Genomic DNA, 20,318 nt, shown 5'->3' with positions numbered 1-20,318 from the left:
CGCGGACGACCGCCGTTTGGGCTTTCGAGCCCTCACCGGAGAAACTGCTCGGGTGACGTCCCGAACTCCGCGCGAGCCCCGGTTGCACCTGGTCCCCGAAGTGCCCGCCCAGCCCGCCGCCGCGGGCCGGCGAACCCGAACCCGCCCCGCCGCACGACGCACCCCCACCCCGCCCCGCGGCATCCCGCCGCGCGCCGAACTCGCCCGGCAGGCCCGCGCCCAGCTGGCCGACGCCGTCCGGGTGGCCCGCTGGGCCCAGCTCACCGGCTCCGCCCCCGACACCGCCGCCGACCGCGCCGCCCCGGCGCTCCGGCTCAGCCCCGCCCAGCTGCGCGAACTGTGGGGCGGCGCCCGCCTCGCCGGACTCGTCGAAGTGGGCGAGCCCACGCCCGGCGGCGCCGCCGGAGAGGTACGGGGCGGGTGGCGGCTGCGCGCCTGGGACAGCGACGACACCGCCGTGCTGCGCGGCTGGGTCGCCCTCTTCGACGCCTGGTCGCTGGCCCGCCCCGCCCCCGGCGACGCGGACACCACCCTGGTCGCCGAGATCATCACCGCCGTACCGCAGCTGCTCGCCTTCATGCAGCTGTCCGACGGCCCCGTCACCGCCGTGGAACTCCTCGACCTGCTGCGGCAGCGCGTCACCGAACTGCGCGAGGGCCGCCCGGGCGCCGCACCGACCGGGGCGTCCCCCGCCTCGATAACCCCCGACCCCGAACTCGTCCGGCTGCTCGGCTGGGCCCTGGACGCGCTCGCCGCCGTCGGCGCCCTCACCCTGCACGCCCGCTACGGCGACACCCCCGCCCGGGCCCGGCTCACCCCGCTCGGCGGCTGGGCGATGTGGACCAAGCTGGAGCAGATCTGCATCGCCGCCCAGAGCCCGGCCGGCAACATCGAGCAGAACGCGGTGGGCATGCTGCGCGGCTGCGCCGGGCTCACCCCCGGCCCGGCCCGCGCCGAGTACCGCGCCTGGCTGGCCGCCCGCCCCACCGGCCCCGCCGTCGAGGAACTGCTGGAGGCCGCCCGGGGCGAGGACGCCCTCATCCGCGGCCTGGCCTTCGACGCCCTGCGCGCGGTCGGCGCTCCCGCCCGCACCGCCGTACGGGCCGCCGCCGGTGAGCCGGGCCTGCGCCCATACGCGCTGCTGTGGCTCGCCGAGCACGAGGGCGAGGGTGCCGATGCCGACCCCGAGGAGGCCCCGCTGACCGTCCTCACCCGGCAGGAGGCCACCTGGCTGTGGGTGGACACCGCCTCGGCCGCCCACGAACACGGCTCGGGCCAGCTGCTGCTCGACCACCTCGACTCCGCCGTGCAGCCCTCCATCCCCGAGCTGCTCACCGAGATCCGTGGCTGCGGCCACCCGCACACCGTGCAGGTCCTGCTCGCGCTGGCCGCCGCCCACCCCGACCCGGCCACCGCCAAACGGGTGCGCCGGGCCGCCTTCCAGGTCCACAACGGGGGCGTCTGAGGACCGGTACGGGAACGGGCACGGCGCGAAAACGGCTTGCGGGCCGCCGGTAAACTACCCCCTATGGACATCTCGCTCCTCGTTGCTTAGCGGACGTACCCGCACCCGCGAAGCACCTTCTTGATGGCTCGCTTCCCCGCCTCCCGGGCAAGGCGCGGGCCGTCGGCGCGGTGACCGCCCGGCAGCCCGGGACGCGTCGCTCGCGAACGCCGCCCGTACGTCCTCACCTGGAGTGTTTCCGTGATTACCGCAACCGGTGTCGAGCTGCGCGCCGGCGCCCGTGTCCTGATCGAGTCCGCCTCCTTCCGCATCGCCAAGGGCGACCGGATCGGCCTGGTGGGACGCAACGGCGCCGGCAAGACCACCTTGACCAAATGCCTGGCCGGCGAGGGCATCCCGGCCGCCGGCACCATCACCCGCGGCGGCGAGACCGGCTATCTGCCCCAGGACCCGCGCACCGGCGACCTCGACGTCCTCGCCCGCGACCGGGTGCTGTCCGCGCGCGGCCTGGACACCGTGCTGCGCGGCATGCGCGAGAACGAGCAGCGGATGTCCACCGGCAAGGGCGCCACCCGCGAACGCGCGATGAAGAAGTACGAGCGGCTGGAGACCGAGTTCCTCACCAAGGGCGGCTACGCCGCCGAGGCCGAGGCCGCCACCATCGCCGCCAGCCTCGGCCTGCCCGACCGGGTGCTCGGCCAGCCCCTGCACACCCTGTCCGGCGGCCAGCGGCGCCGCGTCGAACTGGCCCGCATCCTCTTCTCCGACGCCGACACCCTGCTGCTCGACGAGCCGACCAACCACCTGGACGCCGACTCCATCGTGTGGCTGCGCGACTTCCTCAAGACCTACCGGGGCGGGCTCGTGGTCATCTCCCACGACATCGACCTGGTGGAGACCGTCGTCAACAAGGTCTTCTACCTCGACGCCACCCGCTCCCAGATCGACATCTACAACATGGGCTGGAAGCAGTACCTGGCCCAGCGCGAGGCCGACGAGAAGCGCCGCAAGCGCGAGCGCGCCAACGCCGAGAAGAAGGCGGCCACGCTCAACGCCCAGGCCGACAAGATGCGCGCCAAGGCCACCAAGACCGTCGCCGCCCAGAACATGGCCCGCCGCGCCGAGCGGCTGCTGTCCGGCCTGGAGGCGGAGCGCAAGCAGGACAAGGTCGCCAAGCTGCGCTTCCCCGACCCCGCGCCCTGCGGCAAGACGCCGCTGATGGCCGAGGGGCTGTCCAAGTCGTACGGCTCGCTGGAGATCTTCACCGATGTCTCGCTCGCCATCGACCGGGGCTCCCGGGTGGTGATCCTGGGCCTCAACGGCGCCGGCAAGACCACTCTGCTGCGGCTGCTGGGCGGCGTGGAGCAGCCCGACACCGGCGAGGTCACCCCGGGGCACGGCCTCAAGCTCGGCTACTACGCCCAGGAGCACGAGACGCTGGACCCCGAGCGCACCGTGCTGGAGAACATGCGCTCGGCCGCCCCCGACATGGACCTGGTCGCCATCCGCAAGACGCTCGGCTCCTTCCTGTTCTCCGGCGACGACGTGGACAAGCCCGCCGGGGTGCTCTCCGGCGGCGAGAAGACCCGGCTGGCGCTGGCCACCCTGGTGGTCTCCTCCGCCAATGTGCTGCTGCTCGACGAGCCCACCAACAACCTCGACCCGGCCAGCCGCGAGGAGATCCTGGGCGCGCTGCGCACCTTCACCGGCGCGGTGGTGCTGGTCACCCACGACGAGGGCGCCGTGCAGGCGCTCCAGCCGGAGCGGATCATCCTGCTGCCCGACGGCGTGGAGGACCTGTGGGGCAAGGACTACCTGGACCTGGTGGCACTCGCCTGACATGAAGGCCCGATCCGCCGGATGTGATCATCCGGGATGGATCATTCGGCCCAGTCTTGATCCTTCATATGAGTGAGGGCGGCTCGTACCGCGGCGTGTCAGTGCGCCGGTCGTACGACCGCCCTCCTCATATCGGTCGGCCCGCCGTGGCACCCCGCTGACCAGCGGATACGGATCGCCCACCGGCGCGGCGGCCCAGCGGGCGACGCCACGGCCCGCCGCCGTGCGGACGCGACGCGCCGGGAAAGCGTTGTCCGCTTGTCGTACGGACCTCGTCGAATGGGTGGCCAGGAAGCGGGATAGGGGTGATCATGAGAGACAGTTCGGAGAGTCCAACAGCGCACTTCCCACGAGGAGGCACGGGTGGCCGAGACTCTGAAGAAGGGCAGCCGGGTAACCGGCGCCGCACGCGAGAAGCTCGCGGCGGACCTGAAGCGTAAATATGAATCCGGCGCGAGCATCCGGGCCCTGGCCGAGGAGACCGGCCGGTCCTACGGATTCGTGCACCGCATGCTGAGCGAAGCCGATGTCACCCTGCGTGGCCGCGGCGGCGCCACCAGAGGAAAAAAGACCCCGGCGACCTGATCACACCGCCACCGGGGGCGGATAATCTGACCCGATGACGCTGCTGGAGAAGGACGGTGTACGGGTCACCGTCGACGCCGACGGTGCCCTGGCGACCGTCACCCTCACCAACCCGGCCAAGCGCAACGCCCAGACCCCCGCTCTGTGGCGCGCGCTGGCCGAGGCCGGGCGGCGCCTGGACGGCGCCGTACGGGTCGTGGTGCTGCGCGCCGAAGGAGTCTCCTTCTCCGCGGGACTCGACCGGCGGGCGTTCACCCCGGAGGGCATCGACGGCGAAGTGTCCTTCCCCGCCCTGGCCCGCCGCCCGGACGGGGAGATCGACGCGGTCATCGCCGAGTACCAGGAAGCGTTCACCTGGTGGCGCCGCACCGATCTGATCAGCGTCGCCGCCGTACAGGGGCACGCCATCGGCGCGGGCTTCCAGCTCGCGCTCGCCTGCGATCTGCGGATCTGCGCGGACGACGTGGCCTTCGCCATGCCCGAGACCACCCTGGGCCTGGTGCCCGACCTCGGCGGCACCCAGCCGCTGGTCGATCTGCTCGGCTACCCCCGCGCCCTGGAGGTGTGCGCCACCGGCCGCACCATCCACGCCGAGGAGGCCGAACGCACCGGCCTGGCCAATCTGGTGGTCCCGGCCGCCGAACTGGCCGACGCCACCGAGGACCTGACCACCGCGCTGCTCGCCGCCCCGCGTGCGGCGGTCACCGAGACCAAGGCGCTGCTGACCACGGCCGCCACCCACACCCCCGAGGCCCAGCGCGAAGCCGAACGCGCCGCCCAGACCCGCCGGCTGCGCGACCTGAGCGGCCTCGGCGAATAACCGGTGGCCCAGGCCGTCTCTTTCGCATCTTCGCGGGGCCGCGCCGCCGGCTGCCGGGGGCGCCTCCCGGCCGAAGGCCGGGGGAGCCTGGCCGCGTTGCCGGCCTGCCCGAAGGACACCACCCCGAGGGCATCCCGGCGCCTTGCGGCGCACCGCAGCCGGCAACGCGGCCTGATCCACGAAGATGCGAAAGAGACGACCTGACCCACCGGGACGACGGCCGTCACGACGGCGGAGATCCGTACCGGGCCCGGCGCGGGTTCGAGCGCCGTGGTGGCGGCCTGCCGGGCGGCGCGGACGATGTCCAGCGTCCGGCGGCTGTCGTCCACCGCCAGGGTGAGCCGGATCAGCCGGCACGGCGGGTCCGCGCTGTCGGTGATCTCGATGCGGTGCGCAAGCGCGGACACCCCGGGCACCGCCCGTACCGCGCCGGCCACCGCGCCCCCGCCCGCCCGGTTCTGCGGCCCGGGCTCCACCGGTGGCGGAAGCGGCCCCGTCCCGTCCGCCCTGTCCGCCCGATCCTCTCCTTCCGTCAACAGCGCGGACACCCGCGGATCGATGGTGGCCACCGCGAGCCCCAGCCGGTCCCTGGCCGCCTGCGCCAGGGCGAGCCGCGGCGCGTTGGCGTACTCGGGCAGCGGCCGGTCCGCCGGTGCGGCCACAGTGGCCGTCATGGTCAGCGGACCGGGCGGCAGCGCACTGCGCCGGCACCACGGCGGGCGGCGGGTCCGGCTCGGGGACCGCGAGGCGCAACTCCTCGATCCGGACGGCGGGTACGGTCGCCGCCACCGCCCGGCGCAACGCCCCGGCCGCCGGCCGCTCGCCGCTCATCGTCCGCATCCCTTCGCCGGGTTCCAGCGTGCGTGATGCGTGGGGCCCGGTGTCAGCGGGCACGCGTAGGGTGGCCGGGGAGCGGTGAACCGACCACCGTTCGGATGACGTGGATGAAGAAGTGGGGTGAGGTTCCGTGTCCGAAACTGTGACCGAAACCGAGATCGGGACGACCACCGAACTGCCCGGCAAGGCTCTCGCCGGGCGCCGGGGCACCGCAGACCCCGCCACCCGGGGGCGTACCACCATCGCCGACGGTGTGGTCGCCAAGATCGCCGGGATGGCGGCCCGGGACGTGGTCGGCGTGCACGCGATGGGCAGCGGCCTCGCCCGTACCTTCGGCGCGGTCCGCGACCGGGTGCCGGGCAGCGGCAAGTCCGCCACCCGGGGCGTCAAGGCCGAGGTGGGGGAGGTGCAGACGGCGCTCGATCTGGAGATCGTCGTCGAGTACGGGGTCTCCATCGCCGATGTGGCCCGCACCGTCCGGGAGAATGTGATCGCCGCCGTCGAGCGGATGACCGGACTCGAAGTCGTCGAGGTCAACATCGCCGTGGTGGATGTGAAGTTGCCCGACAGCGAGGAAGATGACGAGGACTCCCGCCCGGCCTTGCAGTAGGGCAGCACCAGCGGCACCGGGGCGGCGAGGGCGAAGGAGCGGACGCATGAGTATGGCGGTGGTCGGCATGCTGGCCGGCATGGCGCTGGGATTCGCCGGATATTTCGGCGGGTTCGGGGCCTTCTTGCTGGTCGCGGCGTTGGGCGCGATCGGCTTCGTGGCCGGCCGGTTCGCCGACGGCGACCTGGAGCCCGGGGACTTCTTCCGGGTCAGGGACCGCGGTGAGCGGGACCGGCGGAGGTGAGGGCCGATGACATCGGTGGTGCCCGCCGCTGAGCGCGGGGCGACCCGGATCACCGAGCGCGTGGTGGCCAAGCTCGCCGCCCAGGCCGCCCGCGAGGCCCTGCCGCCGGCCGGCCCGGGTGCCCGGCCGTCCGCCACGGCGGTGTTGCGGGCCGGCCACGGGCCGGCCCGGATCAGGGTCGCCGTGGAGCTGGCCTACCCCTCCGACATCGGCGCCCAGTGCGGCGCGGTCCGCCGGCGGATCGTCACCCGGATCAAGGAGTTGGCCGACCTGGACGCCACGGACGTGGCCGTGGACGTCGAACGGCTGCACTCGGCCGCATCGGAGATCGCCGGCCCCGGGAGGGTGCGGTGAGCGAGGAAACGCGGCCGGTCTCGCTGGCCAAGGAGCCGGACACCCCGGACACCCCGGAGACCGCGGACACCTCGGAGATCCCGGGCATGGCGGTGGCCTCGTCGGCGGCGCGCTACGAGCCCGGCGGGCCGCCGGCCGAGCGCCCGGCCGGCCGCTTCTGGTCGGTACGCCGCGGCCCGGCCGCGATCGTGGCCCTGGCGCTGCTCGCGACGTCGGCGCTGCTGCTCTACGACGTCGCCTCGGTCCGTGCCGACCGCCCGGTCGGGGTCTGGCGCCGCCGGCTCGCCGACGAACTGGCCACCCGGCCACTGGACGACCCCTGGGTGATCACCGGTGCGGCGACCGCCGTCCTGATCGGGGTGCTGCTGATCGTGCTCGCGCTGACCCCCGGACTGCGCGGCCTGCTGCCGATGCGCCGGGACAGCCCGCTGCTGCGCGCCGGCATAGAGCGCCGCGCGGCGGCGGTGGTGCTGCGCGACCGGGGCCTTCAGGTGCCCGGGGTGCGTACGGTCCGGGTGCGGGTCGGCCGGCGGCGGGTCCGGGTGTGGGCGCAGGCGCACTTCAGGGATCTGCACGAGGTCCGGGCCGATCTCGACGAGGTCCTGGAGGACGGCATCGCCGGGCTCGGCCTGGCCAGACAACCGGCGCTGACCGTCCAGGTCCGCCGGCCGAAGGGATGAGGCGCCGACCATGCTGCGGATCACCAACCGGGTGCTGCTCGCCCTGACCGGCCTGCTGCTCCTGCTGGGCGGCGGGGCCGTCCTGCTCGGAGCCCTGGACCTTCCCCGGCACTGGGGCATCACCCTGCCCGCCGGCTACACCTGGCGCGGCCCCGACCATGTCCTGCTGGGCGCGCCCGGCCGGACCCGCTGGCACGACGAGGGCTGGTGGTGGCCGGTGGTCCTCGGCGCGCTGTCCGTGCTGGTGCTGCTCGCCCTGTGGTGGCTGCTGGCCCAGTTCCGCCGCCGGCGTCTGGCCGAGATCCTGGTGGACAGCGGCGACGGGGTGGGCGCGCTGCTGCGCGGCCAGGCGATGGAGGAGGTGGTGACGGCCGAGGCGGAGTCCCTTCCCGGCATCGACCGCGCGACGGTCACCCTGACCGGCCACCGTACCGCCCCCGAGGCCCGGGTGGGCCTGCTGCTCTCCCCCCAGGCAGAACCGGCCGCGGTGGTCAGACGCCTGGAATCCGAGGCCCTGACCCACGCCCACCGGTCGGCCGGCCTGGACTCCCTCCCCGCCGAAGTCCGCCTCCGCACCACCAAACACCCCCCGGAGCGCGTCAGCTGACCGAAGCGGGCCTCAGCCCTGCGTGGCCGGCGCGGGTTGCCTCGGTGGGGCGGGGGAGCCGGCGGGGGGTGTGGCCTTCTTCCTGGCCGCCGCCTTGATGTCCAGGACCTCGCGGCGCAGCAGGATGATCCAGCCCGCCGGGACGCCCGCCGCGAAGATCCACCATTGGATGGCGTACGCGAAGTGTGAGCCGATGCCCGTGTGGTCGGGTTCGTCGCGGGGGAGTGGGGCGCCTTCCGCCTCGTCGGCCGGGGCGCTGTCCGTCAGGTCGAGGTAGCCGCCCAGCATGGGTGCGCCCAGGTCCTCGGCGCGCTGCTCGCTGTTGATCAGCATCACCATGCGGTCCGGCAGCCCGGGACGTTCCTTGATACCGGTGTTCGACGTGGTCTCGTCCACCATCAGCCGCCCGGTCACCGTGACCTCGCCGGCCGGCGGGGCCGGCACCTCGGGGGCCACCGTCACATCACCGCCCGCCGGGACCCACCCACGGTTGACCAGCACCGCCGTGCCGTCGGCCTGGCGCAGCGGGGTCAGCACCAGATAGCCGACCTCGTCGTTCGGCCCCGTTCTGGAGCGCGTCAGCACCTCGTGGCCGGCGTCGTACACGCCGGTGGCGGTCACCGGCCGGAAGCGGTCGGCCGGATCCGGGCCGGTGCCCACCGAGGACAGTTCGGCCATCGGCACCACCGGCGCCGCCAGGCTCTGTGAGATCAGGTCATTACGGGCGACCCGCTGCTCGTGCCGGTGCAGCTGCCAGAACCCCAGCCACACCAGGGCCGGGATCAGTGCGAGTGCGACCAGCGTGAGGGTCACCCACTGCCGCGTCAGCAGAAAGCGGTACACGGCTGACGACGTTACCCGAACGGGGTCAGACCTCCGGCGCCGGGGCCACCTCCCGCAGCAGATGCGTGAACGCCGCCTCGTCCAGCACCGGGGTGCCGAACGCCCTGGCCTTCGCCACCTTGCTGGTGGGTGCCTGCGGGTCGTTGGTCACCAGCAGGCTGGTCAGCCGGGACACGCTGCCGGCGATGTGCAGCCCCGCCTCGAACGCCTGGTCCTCCAGCAGCTCCCGGTCCACCGAGGTGTCCCCGGAGAACGCCACCCGCATCCCCTGCACCAGCCGCCCGCCCGGCTCGTAACGGCCCGGGTTGGGGTACGGGCACGGCGGGCGCCGCTTGCTCGCCCGCCAGCCCGGCTGCCAGCCAGCCCCGCCGCCACCCGCCCGGCTGCCCTGGCTCCGCCCCGCGCCCGCCGGCGATGAGGTCTGCGGCCAGTCGGTGACCGGCAGGCACGTCAGCAGGGGCAGCGGCAGCCGCAGCCGGGCCGCCCGTTGCAGGCTCGGCAGGAACGCCTCCGCCAGCACCCGGGCGTCGTCCAGCGCGTGGTGCGCCCGGCGCTGCTCCACCCCGAAGTAGGCGGCCAGTGTCTCCAGCCGGTGGTTCGCCAGCGGCAGCCCCAGCGCCTTGGACAGCTGGATGGTGCACAGCCGTTGCTCCACCGGCGCCGCCCGGTCCGCCCGGGCGTACTCGCGGGCGATCATCTTCCAGTCGAAGACGGCGTTGTGCGCGACCAGCACCCGGCCCGCCAGCCGCCGCCCGAACTCCTCGGCGATCTGCCCGAACAGCGGGGCATCGGCCAGCATGTCGCTGGTCAGCCCGTGAATCCAGGTCGGACCCGGGTCACGCTCCGGGTTGACCGGCGTGTACCAGTGGTCCTCCACCTCCCCCCTGGCGGTCAGTCGGTAGACCGCCGCCGATACGATCCGGTCATCCGGTGCGAGCCCGGTGGTCTCCACATCCACCACCGCGTACCCGCCGGGATAGCCGGAGGGCCAGGGCCCGCCCGCCACCTGCTGTGCGGGAACCTCAACTGTGGTTGCCTGGTGGTCTTCGAGCATGGTTCCTGAGGATACGGGCCGCCACCGACAGCGCCCTCACCCGCACCGGGAGTTGGCGCCCCTGTCACAGGGGTGACGTACGCTGCCAGACATGTTGTCGGACACCTACGGCCGCGTCGCCACCGATCTGCGGGTCTCGCTGACCGACCGCTGCAACCTGCGCTGTACGTACTGCATGCCCGCGGAGGGCCTGCGCTGGCTGCCCAAGCCGGAGCTGCTGACCGATGACGAGATCGTCCGTCTGGTGACCGTCGCGGTGCGCGAACTCGGCGTCACCGAGGTCCGGTTCACCGGCGGCGAGCCGCTGCTGCGCCCCGGCCTGGTGTCCATAGTGGAGCGCTGCGCCGCCCTCACGCCGCGCCCCCGGCTCTCGTTGACCAGCAACGGCATCGGCCTGGAGCGGGTCGCCGGGGCGCTGCGCGCGGCGGGCCTGGACCGGGTCAATGTGTCCCTGGACACCCTTGATCCGGACACCTTCCGCACCCTCACCCGCCGCGACCGGCACGCCGATGTCCTGCGCGGTCTTGCCGCCGCCCGGGCCGCCGGACTCGACCCGGTGAAGGTCAACGCCGTACTCATGCCCGGCGTCAACGACACCGAGGCCCCCGACCTGCTGGCCTGGGCCGTCGCCCACGACTACGAACTGCGCTTCATCGAACAGATGCCGCTCGATCCGCAGCACGGCTGGCAGCGCGACACCATGATCACCGCCGAGGACATCCTGCGCTCCCTCGCCACCCGCTTCACCCTCACCCCCGAGGACGCGACGGCCCGTGGCGCCGCCCCCGCCGAGCGCTGGACGGTGGACGGCGGCCCGCACCGGGTCGGGGTGATCGCCTCCGTCACCCGTCCGTTCTGCCGCACCTGCGACCGCACCCGGCTGACGGCGGACGGCCAGGTGCGTACCTGTCTGTTCGCCCGCGAGGAGTCCGATCTGCGCGGCGCGCTGCGGGCCGGGGCCGACGACACGGAGCTGGCCGCGCGCTGGCGCACCGCGATGTGGGGCAAGAAGGCCGGCTCCGGGCTCGATGACCCGGCGTTCCTCCAGCCGCAGCGCCCCATGTCCGCCATCGGCGGCTGACCCCCCCACCACCGTCGGCGGCCCTCAGCGCTCTTCGGCCGCCCGCCAGTCGGCCAGCGGCACCACATCCTTCAAGAACCCGCGCACGCTCAGGAACTGCGAGAGATGTTCGCGGTGTTCCTCGCACGCCAGCCAGGTCTTGCGGCGCTCGGGGGTGTGCAGCTTGGGGTTGTTCCAGGCCAGCACCCAGGCGGCGGGCGCACGGCAGCCCTTGGCGGAACAGATCAGTGGATCTTCGGCAGTGGAGTCGTCGGACACGGAATCCATCCAACACCCTTACTGCGGACATGGCGACGCCGGGCAGCCACGGGGGGAGCCGCCCGGCGTCGGTCCGTCGCTCCGACGGGGGATACGGAGCGCTCTTGAAGTATGACATGCAATGCACGCTGGTGTGCAGCCGAACAACCCAAATTCCTTTGAGCTTTTCTTGAGCTTCGCAATCGGATACGTCAACTCGCTTGCGTATGACGCCTGTTGGAATCCGGTGCGGTCTCGGGCGGCGGCGGCAGCGCGGTCTGCGAAGCACCGGTGACAAAGGTGGACGGCATCGCCGGGGAGTTTTCCCGGCCGGCATTGGCGATCACCACCGCGATGTACGGCATCACCGCGCCCACCACCAGCGTTGCGACCGCAAGCGGCCGGCTCACGTCCCACAGCGCGAATGTGAGAAGCACCGCAGCCGTACGGATCAACATGGAAATGACATAACGTCGCTGCCGGCCCCGCACATCCTCCGTCAGCCCACGCCGGGCACCGGTGATCCGGTACACGGACGACCCGCCCGCCCCATTCCGCCGCCACCGCGCCATGCCACACGCTCCTCACTCCGGCGCCTTGCGATGCACCGCACCTGACGACCCGGCCTGATCCACGAAGATCCGAGAGAGCCGGCCCAAGTCAGCGGCGCACCAGCAATGCGAGCTTACGCCCGGCCTTCAGATACACCCCGGCCGGCCGCTCACCGGCGGCATCCGGCGCCCCGGCGGTCACCTCATCGGCCACCTCCGCCAGCCCCCGGGTCACCGCCGCCTCACCGAGCACCTCGGTACGCTGCTCGCCGCCGCCGTACTCCACCACCAGCCGCAGCGCGTTCTGCTTCGCCAGCCGCCGCGCCGCCGACGACGACGCCGTGAACTCCAGCACCTTCGTCAGCACCACATCGATCCGCTCCGCACCGTGCTCGCCGAGATCCACCTCGGGCAGCGCCGCCACCTCGGTGAAGCTCTTCTTCGAGAACTGCGCGGTGAAACCGGCCCGCGCCGTCATCGCCGCCGCCACCCCGTACAGCGCGGCCACCATCTCCCCGGCCAGCACCTTCTTCAGGTCCATGGGGTGCAGCGAACCGTCCGCCACCCGGGCCAGCGCCCCGGCGATCTCCGGATCGGTCCACTCCGTCCACGCCCGCAGATAGGGCTCCATCAGCCGGTCGGGCACCGACATGATCTTGCCGAACACCTCGTCCGCCGGCGCCGAGAGCCCCACGTAGTTGCCCTTGGACTTCGACATCTTCGCGCCGGTGCCATCGGTGCCCTCCACCAGCGGCATGGTCACCACCAGCTGCGGCGTCAGCCCGTAGATCTCCATCACCCGGCGGCCCATCTGCATGTTCAGCAGCTGATCCACGCCGCCCAGCTCGATGTCCGCGTCGATCTCGGCCGAGTCGATCGCCATCGCCACCGGGTAGATCAGCTCCGACATGGTCAGCCCATGGCCACCCTCAAGCCGGGTACGGAAGTCCTCGCGCTGGAGCAGCGAGGACGCCGACACCTGCGCCAGCACCCCGATCAGCTTCGGCAGCGTGATCCCCGCCAGCCACTCGCTGTTGTGCCGGAACGCCACCCGCTCGAAGTCGAAGAACGGCTTCACCTGACCCCGGTAGCCGGCCAGATTCGCCGCGATGTCCGCGTCGGACAACGGCGGGCGCTCCGCCGAACGCCCCGACGGGTCACCGATCTTCGCCGTGATGTCCCCGATGATCAACGTCACCTGGTGGCCCATCCGCTGGAAGCGGCTGAGCACGATCACCGGCACCGCGTGCCCCAGGTGCACATCGGCCGCCGTCGGGTCGATGCCGAGCTTCACCCGCAGCCCGCGCCCCTCGGCCCGCGCCGCCTCGATGTCCGCCGTCAGCTTGTCCACCGACGGCAGCACCTCGACCGCGCGGGCCGCGATCAGCTCCGCCTGTTCCCTCGCCGGCAGATCCGTCAGATCCAGATAACGCCGCGATCCCGTCTCCTCCAGCAGCTGCCGCACGGTGGTGTCGGAGGAGAGGTCCTGCGCGAGCAGCGCGGATGCGCGCTGCACGGAGTCGCCGAGGCGTGTCACGTTCAGTCCCGAAGGTCGACGGTCGGAAGGAAAGAAAAGATCAGGCAGAGTCTACGGTCACACCCCCGGAGCCACCGAGCTCATATTGAAGCCCGGCACCCGCAGCGCGGGCATCGCGGTACGCGGGAAGTACTCGCCCCACTCCCGCGACCTGGTCACCTCGGTACGCCCCGCCTCGCTCGCCCGGCTCAGGACGTCGACCGGGGACTCGTTGAAGCGGAAGTTGTTCACCACCCCCGCCACCTCCCCGTTCTCCACCAGATACACCCCGTCCCGGGTCAGCCCGGTCAGCAGCAGAGTGGCCGGATCGACCTCCCGGATGTACCACAGCGAGGTGATCAGCAGCCCCCGCTCGGTGTCCGCCACCAGCTCCTCCAGCGAACGGGTACCCCCGGCGTCCAGCAGCAGATTGCCGGTCAGCGGCGCCACCGGCAGCCCGGTCACCTCCGCCGAGTGCCGGGTGGTCGGCAACTGCCGCAGCACCCCGTCCCGTACCCAGTCGGTACGCCCCAGCGGCAGCCCGTTGTCGAACACCGACACCTCGGGCGCCAGATCGCCGCCCGAGGCATGCGCGATCAGGAACGGCGCCGCCTCGACCCCGGCCGCGGCCGGGTCGCTGTACAGCTCGACCGGCAGCGAGGACAGCTTCTCGCCCACCCGGGTGCCGCCGCCCGCCCGGCTGAACACCGTGCGCCCGTCGTGTGCCTTGCGCGCGTCGCCCGTCCAGTACAGATAGATCAGCAGATCCGCCACCGAGGACGGCGGCAGCAGCGTCTCGTACCGTCCGGCCGGCAGCTCGATCCGCCGCTCCGCCCAACGCAGCCGGCGCGCCAGATCGGTCTCCAGCGCCGCCACGTCGACATCCGAGAAGTCGGCGGTGGGCACCGTCACATAGGCGGAACGGGTACGGTCCGGGGACTTCGCGTTGATCTCCACATGGCCCACCGGCTGGTCGTGCCGCAGTCGCAGCCCGCCCGAGGTGCCCAGATAGGTCGAGGTGACGGCGTGGCTCGCGAACCCGAACAGCTCCCGGCCGGCCGCCCGCGAACGCGCGAAGCTCTCCCCGAGCGCGGGCGCGAACCCCGCGAAGACATCGGGTGAGGTGACCACCGGATCCGCGGCGAAACCGGCCCCGGACCCCGGCCCGTCGCCGGTCAGCAGCGGACGGGCGTCCTCGGCCGGCGCCGCCTGCCGCGCCGCCTCCTCGGCCGCCCGCACCAGCGGCTCCAGATCGGCGTCGGTCACCGCCCCCTGCGACACCACCCCGGCCGCCGTGCCCCGCGCACCGTCCACCGTGGCGATGACCGTCAGCGTCCGGCCCCTGGTGACCCCGTTGGTGGTCAGCGAGTTGCCCGCCCAGCGCAGATTGGCGCTGGAATTCTCCTGCGCGATCACCACCAGACCGTCGGCCCGCGACAGCTCAAGCGCCCGCTCCACGACCTCGTGCGGCCCGCCGCTCCTACCGTTCCCGCTCATCGGCCCGCCTCCGCAGTGGTGTTGAGAATGTTGACGCCACGGAACAGCGCGGACGGGCAGCCGTGCGAGACCGCCGCCGCCTGCCCCGGCTGCGCCTTTCCGCACATGAAGGTCCCGCCCAGCACATAGGTCCCGGGCCCGCCGACCGCCTCCATCGAGCCCCAGAAGTCCGTGGTCGTCGCCTGGTACGCCACATCCCGCAGCTGCCCGGCCAGCCGCCCGTTCTCGATCTTGAAGAACCGCTGCGCCGTGAACTGGAAGTTGTAGCGCTGCATGTCGATCGACCACGAGTTGCGGCCCACCGCGTAGATGCCGCGCTCCACCCCGGCGATCAGCCCGGCCGTGTCGGGCCCCGCCGGATCCGGCTGGAGCGACACATTCGCCATCCGCTGGAGCGGCACATGGGAGGAGGAGTCCGCGAAAGCACAGCCGTTGGACCGCTCGAAACCCTGGAGCCGCGCGGTGCGCCGGTCCATCTGATACCCGACCAGGGTGCCGTCCTTGACCACGTCCCAGGACTGGGTGCGCACCCCCTCGTCGTCGAAGCCGGTGGTCGCCAGACCGTGCTCGACGGTACGGTCACCGGTCACATTCATCAGCGGAGAGCCGTACTTGAGCTTCCCCAGCTGGTCGAAGGTGGCGAACGAGGTCCCCGCGTACGCCGCCTCGTAGCCCAGCGCCCGGTCCAGCTCGGTGGCGTGCCCGATCGACTCATGGATGGTGAGCCACAGATTCGACGGGTCCACCACCAGGTCGTACGCGCCCGCCTCGACCGACGGTGCGACCAGCTTCTCCGCCAGCAGCGACGGCAACTGCTCCAGATCGGCGTCCCAGTCGTAGCCGGTGCCGGTCAGATACTCCCAGCCGCGCCCGGCGGGCGGCGCCAGGGTGTTCATGGTGTCGAACCGACCGCTCGCCGAGTCCACGGCGGTCGCGGTCAGCTCGGGGTTGATCCGCACCCGCTGCTGGGTGGTGACGGTGCCGGCGGTGTCGGCGTAGAACTTGTTCTCCTGAACCGCCCACAGCCGGGTGTCGACATAGCTGATCCCGGGCGCCGCCAGCAGCCGCTCGCTCCACTGGGCGAACTGCGCGGTCTTCTCCGCGTCCGGGATGTCGAAGGGGTTGATCTCGTAGGAGGAGACCCAGGTCTGCTCGCCGTACGAGGGCTCGGGCGCCAGCTCCACCCGCGCCGTGGAGCCGGACGCCGCACTGATCTTCGCGGACAGCTTCGCCATCGCCACCGCCTGCCCGGCGACCCGCGCGGCGGCGTCCATCGTCAGATCGACGCCGGCCGCGAAACCCCAGCTGCCGCCGTGCACCACCCGGACCGCGTAGCCGGTGTCGGTGACGTCCGAGGAGCCGGCCGGCCGGGCGTTGCGCAGCCGCCAGTTGGCGCTGCGCACCCGCTCGAAACGGAAGTCGGCGTGCTCGGCGCCCAGCGCCTTCGCCCGGGCGAGGGCGGCATCGGCGAGCTGACGCAGCGGAAGCGCGAGGAAGCTCTCATCGATGGATGGGGGCACAGTCTCTCCTGTCCATGGCCATCTTCGTGATCCGGGGCATGGCACGCCCCGGGCCCCTTGATCATGCCTGCTCGGCGCAGCGCTGCCCAGGGAGAAACCGGGCGAATGCCCCCGGTCCCGCATCACTTACCTCACATGGACAAACCCCGGCGACGGGGAAACGGTCGAACCGGGGCGGGTGCCGATCACCACCGTGCCGCCCGCCTTGTCGTGCAGTCCCTGCTTGAAGGGGGTGTCCCACAGGCACCAGGCGGCGACCAGCACCCCCGCGCCGGCGATGGCTCCGGCGAACAGGGAGCCGAGGAGAAAGAACCACTCGCGGACGATCCCGCGCCAGAACCCCGACCGGCCGCCGCCGTGCAGCCGCACCACCCGCAGCCCGAACAGCCACTTGCCGAGCGTGCGGCCATCGGTCAGTGCCTGCGCCAGCGGGTCGTACAGCAGCAGGTAGCCCAGCCCGAACCACAGCGACCACAGGGAGTTCGCGGCCCGCTCGTCCGGGTTCCCGCCCAGCGCGAGCCCGACGCACAGCACGCCGAGGACCAGCACCACCAGCAGGGCGAAGTCCACCAGCCGCGCGTACAGCCGGTATACCGGGCGGGCGAGTTGGGACAGCGGCGGACCGTACCCGGGGTGGACCGGGCCCGGCAGCGGCATGACCCGGTACGGGTAGGGGCTCGGATGCGGGTGGGGATGGCCACCCGGCACCGGCACCGGGTAGCCCGGGTGTCCTTGCTGATACGGGTACGGGTACGGATACGGGTTCGCGTTCGCGTTCGCGTTCGCGTACGGGGGCGGGTACGGGGACGGCGGCGTCCAGCCGGGAACCGGCCCCGGCGGCCCATGCGGCGGCGATATGGGTGGCTGCTCGGACATGTGCGAACCGTAATCGATCCGCCGTGCCGCGAGCCACCTTCTTCCCACCGCCCAACTGCCGCCCCACCAGCGGCTGTCCCCTGCGGGCGTCATATTCCGCGCGGTTTTCGCGCCCCGGGCCATCCGTTCCCCACGGCCGCCGCGACCTGCGGCGGAGCACCCGGCGAATGCCGAGAGTAACGGACCGTGTCCGGTGCCGGACTGGCCAGCCAGGGCTTCTTTTCGCCACGCTCGGTACATGGAGCAGGAGCTGATCCCCACCGAGGCCATGACGTCGTTCAGCATGTCGTTCAGCGCGACCCCGCACGCCGTACGCCAGGCCCGGCAGCTCGCCGTGGAGCGGCTCGCCCAGTGGGGCATCCCGGCCGACCGCCCGGCCTCCCGCACCGTCGCCCTGCTGGTCGGCGAACTCGCCGCGAACGCCGTACGGCACGGCTCCGTCGCCGGGCGCGGCTTCACTCTCGGGGTGTCGATGACCGCCCACCCCACCGGCGACGGGCCGCCCGGCGCCGTACCGGTACGGATCGAGGTGAGCGACGCCCGCGCCGACCGGCATCCGGTGTTACGGCCCGACGACAGCGAGCAGGAGAGCGGTCGCGGGCTGCTGCTGGTGGACTCCTTCGCCGCGGCCTGGGGGGTCGCCACTCATCCGCACGGCAAGACCGTGTGGTGCGAATGCCTGCTGCATCCCGCCGAAATGTAACGGGACCTGTAGGAACCCCACAGGGCCCCGGCACTGCGCCTGTCAGCCCCCGATCCCCGTGCGCTGCGCCGGGCGGGCTAGTTTGGTGGCGAGCACATGTCGCAGAGAAGGGGTGATCCCTTGAGTCGCTCGGTACTCGTCACCGGAGGGAACCGCGGAATCGGCCTGGCCATCGCACGTTCCCTCGTGGACGCGGGTGACAAGGTCGCCATTACCTTCCGCTCCGGCGAACCGCCGCAGGAACTGGTGGAGCGGGGCGTGCTGGCGGTTCGGTGTGACATCACCGAACCGGAGCAGGTGGAGCAGGCATACAAAGAGATCGAGGAGAAGCACGGCAAGGTCGAGGTGCTGGTCGCCAACGCGGGCATCACCCGTGACCAGCTGCTGCTGCGGATGTCCGAAGAGGACTTCGCGACCGTGCTGGACACCAACCTCACCGGCACCTTCCGGGTGGTGAAGCGTGCGGCGAAGGGGATGCTGCGCGCCCGCGCCGGACGGATCGTGCTGATCTCCTCGGTGGTGGGGCTGATGGGTCAGGCGGGGCAGGCCAACTACGCCGCCTCCAAGGCCGGTCTGGTGGGTTTCGCCCGCTCCCTCGCCCGCGAGCTGGGCTCCCGGGGCATCACCTGCAATGTGGTGGCCCCCGGATTCGTGGACACCGATATGACGCGGGTGCTCAGTGACGAGCAGCGCGCGGGCATCGTGGAGCAGGTGCCGCTGGGGCGTTACGCCCAGCCGGCCGAGATCGCCGACGCGGTCCGCTTCCTGGCCTCCGACGAGGCCGCGTACATCACTGGAGCCGTCATCCCCGTTGACGGCGGATTGGGCATGGGGCACTGAACCATGAGTGGACTTCTTGTCGGTAAGCGCATCCTGGTCACCGGGGTGCTCACCGAGGCGTCGATCGCGTTCCATGTCGCCAAGCTGGCCCAGGAGGAGGGCGCCGAGGTCGTACTGACCGGCTTCGGGCGGCTCTCGCTGGTGCAGCGGATCGCCAAGCGGCTGCCCAAGCCGGCCCCGGTGATCGAGCTGGATGTGCAGAACAAGGAGCACCTGGCCTCGCTCGCCGACTCGGTGCGTGAGCACGTCGACTCGCTGGACGGCGTGGTGCACTCCATCGGCTTCGCGCCGCAGGACGCGCTGGGCGGCAACTTCCTCCACACGGAGTGGGAGTCGGTGGCCACGGCCGTCGAGGTCTCCGCGTACTCCCTCAAGTCGCTGACCATGGCGCTGCTTCCGCTGCTTGAGCAGCGCGGCGGCTCGGTGGTGGGTATGGACTTCGACGCCCAGGTGGCGTGGCCCAAGTACGACTGGATGGGCGTGTCCAAGGCGGCTCTTGAGGCCACCGCGCGCTACCTGGCCCGGGACCTGGGTGACAAGAACATCCGGGTCAACCTGGTCTCGGCCGGTCCGATCAAGTCGATGGCTGCCAAGTCGATCCCCGGCTTCGAGGAGCTGGCGGATGTGTGGAACACCCGCTCGCCGATCGGCTGGGACCTTGAGGACCCGGAGCCGGCGGCCCGTGGGGTGGTCGCCCTGCTGTCGGACTGGTTCCCGAAGACCACCGGCGAGATCGTGCATGTCGACGGCGGCGTGCACATGATGGGCGCCTGAGCCCGGAGCCCTGCTCAAGCAGCGCGGCGGCGGCCCGTACGGAGGGATTCCCTCGGTACGGGCCGCCGCCGTTGCGCGGGAGGCCGTGGTCAGCGTGCCCCGGTGGTCCCGGCGGTGAAGGTGCGGCAGGTCTGGGTGTGGGCGGCGGCCTCGCGCTCGGCCCGTTCGGCGTCCCGGTCGCGGACTGCGGCCAGCAGCCGGGCGTGGTCCATGTAGTAGTCGGGGTCCAGCTCGTCGCCGACGTCGTAGCGCAGGAAGGCGCGCAGCACGGTGCCCAGATCCGCGTAGAGGCCGGTGAGCACCTCATTGTGGGACGCCTTGACGATCGCCAGATGGAAGGTGGCGTCGGCTTCCACGAACGGTTCGACGTCCCCTGTGTTCCAGGCCGCCTCGCGGGCGCTCAGCAGCGCGTCCAGGCGGCGCAGATCCGCCGGGGTACGGCGCTGGGCGGCCATCCGGGCGGCGGCGGTCTCCAGCGCGCCGCGCAGCTCGGCGACATGGCGCGGGTCGGCCTCGGCGAACCGGCGGTGCATCACCCCGGCCAGCTCGCTGGTGGCCACCACGTAGGTGCCCGAGCCCTGCCGGATGTCCAGCAGCCCGTTGTGGGCGAGGGCGCGGATGGCCTCGCGGACGGTGTTCCTGGCCACCCCCAGCTGCTCGACCAGCTCGGGCTCGGTCGGGATCCGTGATCCCACCGGCCAGGCTCCCGAGGTGATCTCATTCCGCAGCTGGTCGATCACCTGATCGGCGAGGGCCGAGCGGCGGGGGGAGGTGAGTGACATGGC

The 20,318-nt window shown here is 72.2% G+C and carries 23 protein-coding genes; 14 read left to right on the top strand and 9 right to left on the bottom strand.

Features of this window, described 5'->3' with window-relative positions; all coding sequences use genetic code 11:
* Nucleotides 1-52: 52 nt before the first annotated feature.
* From AC5WRL_RS03885 to amaP, 10 genes are all read left to right on the top strand, one after another.
* Nucleotides 53-1,465 carry a hypothetical protein gene (locus AC5WRL_RS03885; protein WP_496086846.1) on the top strand — a complete coding sequence of 471 codons (1,413 nt, stop codon included), beginning with the start codon at nt 53-55 and terminating at the stop codon, nt 1,463-1,465.
* A gap of 240 nt (nt 1,466-1,705) precedes the next feature.
* Nucleotides 1,706-3,304: an ABC-F family ATP-binding cassette domain-containing protein gene (locus AC5WRL_RS03880; RefSeq protein WP_496086845.1), complete on the top strand. Its 1,599-nt coding sequence runs from the start codon at nt 1,706-1,708 to the stop codon at nt 3,302-3,304.
* Between the two features lie 363 nt (nt 3,305-3,667).
* Nucleotides 3,668-3,889, top strand: coding sequence for a helix-turn-helix domain-containing protein (locus AC5WRL_RS03875; protein ID WP_496086844.1), 222 nt, complete (start codon nt 3,668-3,670; stop codon nt 3,887-3,889).
* A gap of 34 nt (nt 3,890-3,923) precedes the next feature.
* Nucleotides 3,924-4,709, top strand: a complete 786-nt coding sequence (locus AC5WRL_RS03870; RefSeq protein ID WP_496086843.1) for an enoyl-CoA hydratase/isomerase family protein — start codon at nt 3,924-3,926, stop codon at nt 4,707-4,709.
* 300 nt (nt 4,710-5,009) lie between these two features.
* Nucleotides 5,010-5,576 (top strand): hypothetical protein, encoded by a 567-nt coding sequence (locus AC5WRL_RS03865; protein ID WP_496086842.1) that lies wholly within the window; start codon nt 5,010-5,012, stop codon nt 5,574-5,576.
* A gap of 112 nt (nt 5,577-5,688) precedes the next feature.
* On the top strand, nt 5,689-6,156 hold the full coding sequence (locus AC5WRL_RS03860) for an Asp23/Gls24 family envelope stress response protein (protein ID WP_496087506.1): 468 nt from the start codon (nt 5,689-5,691) through the stop codon (nt 6,154-6,156).
* A 46-nt stretch (nt 6,157-6,202) separates the two neighbouring features.
* Complete coding sequence (locus AC5WRL_RS03855) at nt 6,203-6,400, top strand: hypothetical protein (RefSeq protein ID WP_496086841.1); 198 nt, start codon at nt 6,203-6,205, stop codon at nt 6,398-6,400.
* Nucleotides 6,401-6,406: 6 nt separating this feature from the next.
* On the top strand, nt 6,407-6,754 hold the full coding sequence (locus tag AC5WRL_RS03850) for an Asp23/Gls24 family envelope stress response protein (protein WP_496086840.1): 348 nt from the start codon (nt 6,407-6,409) through the stop codon (nt 6,752-6,754).
* Nucleotides 6,755-6,840: 86 nt separating this feature from the next.
* The gene (locus AC5WRL_RS03845) at nt 6,841-7,434 is read left to right on the top strand and encodes a DUF6286 domain-containing protein (protein ID WP_496087505.1); all 594 of its coding nucleotides are present in this window, start codon (nt 6,841-6,843) and stop codon (nt 7,432-7,434) included.
* A gap of 10 nt (nt 7,435-7,444) precedes the next feature.
* Nucleotides 7,445-8,041 (top strand): alkaline shock response membrane anchor protein AmaP, encoded by a 597-nt coding sequence (amaP, locus tag AC5WRL_RS03840; protein ID WP_496086839.1) that lies wholly within the window; start codon nt 7,445-7,447, stop codon nt 8,039-8,041.
* Nucleotides 8,042-8,053: 12 nt separating this feature from the next.
* Here the strand turns inward: amaP and AC5WRL_RS03835 are convergent, their stop codons facing one another.
* Together AC5WRL_RS03835 and AC5WRL_RS03830 are read right to left on the bottom strand one after the other, a co-directional pair.
* The gene (locus AC5WRL_RS03835; RefSeq protein WP_496086838.1) at nt 8,054-8,884 is read right to left on the bottom strand and encodes an SURF1 family cytochrome oxidase biogenesis protein; all 831 of its coding nucleotides are present in this window, start codon (nt 8,882-8,884) and stop codon (nt 8,054-8,056) included.
* A 25-nt stretch (nt 8,885-8,909) separates the two neighbouring features.
* On the bottom strand, nt 8,910-9,938 hold the full coding sequence (locus AC5WRL_RS03830; protein WP_496086837.1) for a DEDDh family exonuclease: 1,029 nt from the start codon (nt 9,936-9,938) through the stop codon (nt 8,910-8,912).
* A 91-nt stretch (nt 9,939-10,029) separates the two neighbouring features.
* Here AC5WRL_RS03830 and moaA point away from each other — a divergent pair, with 91 nt between their 5' ends.
* Entirely contained in the window at nt 10,030-11,019 is a 990-nt protein-coding gene (moaA, locus tag AC5WRL_RS03825; RefSeq protein WP_496086836.1) for a GTP 3',8-cyclase MoaA, read from the top strand.
* A gap of 24 nt (nt 11,020-11,043) precedes the next feature.
* On the opposite strand, the gene AC5WRL_RS03820 is transcribed toward moaA, so the two are convergent.
* The 6 genes from AC5WRL_RS03820 to AC5WRL_RS03795 all read right to left on the bottom strand — a co-directional run bounded on the left by AC5WRL_RS03820 (nt 11,044) and on the right by AC5WRL_RS03795 (nt 17,216).
* Nucleotides 11,044-11,286, bottom strand: coding sequence for a hypothetical protein (locus AC5WRL_RS03820; RefSeq protein ID WP_496086835.1), 243 nt, complete (start codon nt 11,284-11,286; stop codon nt 11,044-11,046).
* Between the two features lie 182 nt (nt 11,287-11,468).
* Nucleotides 11,469-11,828, bottom strand: coding sequence for a DUF3099 domain-containing protein (locus AC5WRL_RS03815; RefSeq protein WP_496086834.1), 360 nt, complete (start codon nt 11,826-11,828; stop codon nt 11,469-11,471).
* A gap of 88 nt (nt 11,829-11,916) precedes the next feature.
* The gene (gene tyrS, locus AC5WRL_RS03810) at nt 11,917-13,344 is read right to left on the bottom strand and encodes a tyrosine--tRNA ligase (protein ID WP_496086833.1); all 1,428 of its coding nucleotides are present in this window, start codon (nt 13,342-13,344) and stop codon (nt 11,917-11,919) included.
* A 57-nt stretch (nt 13,345-13,401) separates the two neighbouring features.
* Nucleotides 13,402-14,820 (bottom strand): metallopeptidase TldD-related protein, encoded by a 1,419-nt coding sequence (locus tag AC5WRL_RS03805; protein ID WP_496086832.1) that lies wholly within the window; start codon nt 14,818-14,820, stop codon nt 13,402-13,404.
* On the bottom strand, nt 14,817-16,340 hold the full coding sequence (locus AC5WRL_RS03800; protein ID WP_496086831.1) for a TldD/PmbA family protein: 1,524 nt from the start codon (nt 16,338-16,340) through the stop codon (nt 14,817-14,819). The genes AC5WRL_RS03805 and AC5WRL_RS03800 overlap by 4 nt, the downstream gene beginning before the upstream one ends.
* A 126-nt stretch (nt 16,341-16,466) precedes the next feature.
* On the bottom strand, nt 16,467-17,216 hold the full coding sequence (locus AC5WRL_RS03795; protein ID WP_496086830.1) for an RDD family protein: 750 nt from the start codon (nt 17,214-17,216) through the stop codon (nt 16,467-16,469).
* Nucleotides 17,217-17,454: 238 nt separating this feature from the next.
* Between AC5WRL_RS03795 and AC5WRL_RS03790 the strand changes: the two genes are divergently transcribed.
* The 3 genes from AC5WRL_RS03790 to fabI all read left to right on the top strand — a co-directional run bounded on the left by AC5WRL_RS03790 (nt 17,455) and on the right by fabI (nt 19,533).
* A complete protein-coding gene (locus tag AC5WRL_RS03790; protein ID WP_496086829.1) occupies nt 17,455-17,919 on the top strand; it encodes an ATP-binding protein in 465 nt (154 codons plus the stop codon).
* A 120-nt stretch (nt 17,920-18,039) separates the two neighbouring features.
* Entirely contained in the window at nt 18,040-18,759 is a 720-nt protein-coding gene (fabG, locus tag AC5WRL_RS03785) for a 3-oxoacyl-[acyl-carrier-protein] reductase (RefSeq protein WP_496086828.1), read from the top strand.
* Nucleotides 18,760-18,762: 3 nt separating this feature from the next.
* The gene (gene fabI, locus AC5WRL_RS03780) at nt 18,763-19,533 is read left to right on the top strand and encodes an enoyl-ACP reductase FabI (protein ID WP_496086827.1); all 771 of its coding nucleotides are present in this window, start codon (nt 18,763-18,765) and stop codon (nt 19,531-19,533) included.
* An 89-nt stretch (nt 19,534-19,622) separates the two neighbouring features.
* Here the strand turns inward: fabI and AC5WRL_RS03775 are convergent, their stop codons facing one another.
* A complete protein-coding gene (locus AC5WRL_RS03775) occupies nt 19,623-20,315 on the bottom strand; it encodes a FadR/GntR family transcriptional regulator (RefSeq protein WP_496086826.1) in 693 nt (230 codons plus the stop codon).
* Nucleotides 20,316-20,318 lie beyond the last annotated feature (3 nt).

It is taken from the genome of Streptomyces sp. NTD107, from assembly GCF_059510435.1.
Note: the sequence above shows the minus strand (reverse complement) of the source record. Positions and strands in the feature narration are given on the sequence as shown.

Excerpts from the sequence above, each read along its gene's own strand:
- AC5WRL_RS03870 (WP_496086843.1), top strand. The coding sequence starts at position 3,924 with ATGACGCTGCTGGAGAAGGACGGTGTACGGGTCACCGTCGACGCCGAC.
- AC5WRL_RS03865 (WP_496086842.1), top strand. The coding sequence starts at position 5,010 with ATGTCCAGCGTCCGGCGGCTGTCGTCCACCGCCAGGGTGAGCCGGATC.
- AC5WRL_RS03855 (WP_496086841.1), top strand. The coding sequence starts at position 6,203 with ATGAGTATGGCGGTGGTCGGCATGCTGGCCGGCATGGCGCTGGGATTC.
- AC5WRL_RS03850 (WP_496086840.1), top strand. The coding sequence starts at position 6,407 with ATGACATCGGTGGTGCCCGCCGCTGAGCGCGGGGCGACCCGGATCACC.
- AC5WRL_RS03845 (WP_496087505.1), top strand. The coding sequence starts at position 6,841 with ATGGCGGTGGCCTCGTCGGCGGCGCGCTACGAGCCCGGCGGGCCGCCG.
- amaP (WP_496086839.1), top strand. The coding sequence starts at position 7,445 with ATGCTGCGGATCACCAACCGGGTGCTGCTCGCCCTGACCGGCCTGCTG.
- AC5WRL_RS03830 (WP_496086837.1), bottom strand. The coding sequence starts at position 9,938 with ATGCTCGAAGACCACCAGGCAACCACAGTTGAGGTTCCCGCACAGCAG.
- moaA (WP_496086836.1), top strand. The coding sequence starts at position 10,030 with ATGTTGTCGGACACCTACGGCCGCGTCGCCACCGATCTGCGGGTCTCG.
- AC5WRL_RS03820 (WP_496086835.1), bottom strand. The coding sequence starts at position 11,286 with ATGGATTCCGTGTCCGACGACTCCACTGCCGAAGATCCACTGATCTGT.
- AC5WRL_RS03815 (WP_496086834.1), bottom strand. The coding sequence starts at position 11,828 with ATGGCGCGGTGGCGGCGGAATGGGGCGGGCGGGTCGTCCGTGTACCGG.
- AC5WRL_RS03805 (WP_496086832.1), bottom strand. The coding sequence starts at position 14,820 with ATGAGCGGGAACGGTAGGAGCGGCGGGCCGCACGAGGTCGTGGAGCGG.
- AC5WRL_RS03795 (WP_496086830.1), bottom strand. The coding sequence starts at position 17,216 with ATGTCCGAGCAGCCACCCATATCGCCGCCGCATGGGCCGCCGGGGCCG.
- AC5WRL_RS03790 (WP_496086829.1), top strand. The coding sequence starts at position 17,455 with ATGGAGCAGGAGCTGATCCCCACCGAGGCCATGACGTCGTTCAGCATG.
- fabI (WP_496086827.1), top strand. The coding sequence starts at position 18,763 with ATGAGTGGACTTCTTGTCGGTAAGCGCATCCTGGTCACCGGGGTGCTC.
- AC5WRL_RS03775 (WP_496086826.1), bottom strand. The coding sequence starts at position 20,315 with ATGTCACTCACCTCCCCCCGCCGCTCGGCCCTCGCCGATCAGGTGATC.